Annotated in this window: 1 protein-coding gene; it reads left to right on the forward strand. The window is 43.8% G+C overall.

Going from position 1 to position 544, the window contains the following annotated elements:
* On the forward strand, nt 1–273 hold a 273-nt coding region (locus tag ACTXGO_RS16075), incomplete at its 5' end, for a carboxyl transferase domain-containing protein (RefSeq protein WP_443575227.1).
* Nucleotides 274–544 lie beyond the last annotated feature (271 nt).

Here is a 544-nt window from a genome sequence, read left to right on the forward strand (position 1 = left end):
GGCGGCGAGCAAGCGGCCTCAGTACTGGCAACGGTCAAGCGCGATAATTTTGAGCGCAAAGGCGAGGCATGGAGCGAGGCTGACGAAGAAGCCTTTAAAGCGCCGATTCGTGATATGTATGAAGAGCAAGGCCATCCTTATTATGCCACTGCACGGCTTTGGGATGATGGCGTCATTGATCCTGCTGATACGCGCAAGGTATTGGTGCTTGGACTGAGTGCTGCGCACAATGCCCCAATAGAAGAGACGACGTTTGGTGTCTTTAGAATGTAGGTTGAACCTAATAGATGATAATTCTTGTCTATAAGCATGATGGAAAATTTGGCATGTGGCTGGTAAGAATTTTCTTGCGTGCTGTGCCTACGCCGACAGAGGCTGCAAAAATTTCTACCAGCCACACTTTTTACTTTTCAAAATAGAATGACTATATTGAAAGAAAAGCCGCTATAAAACTAAGAGACAAAATCATATGAATAATTATAAAAATCTACTAGTAACCACAGAAAACTATATCGCAACCGTAACCTTAAATCGTCCTGAGATT

This window comes from Psychrobacter sp. T6-1 (assembly GCF_052258445.1).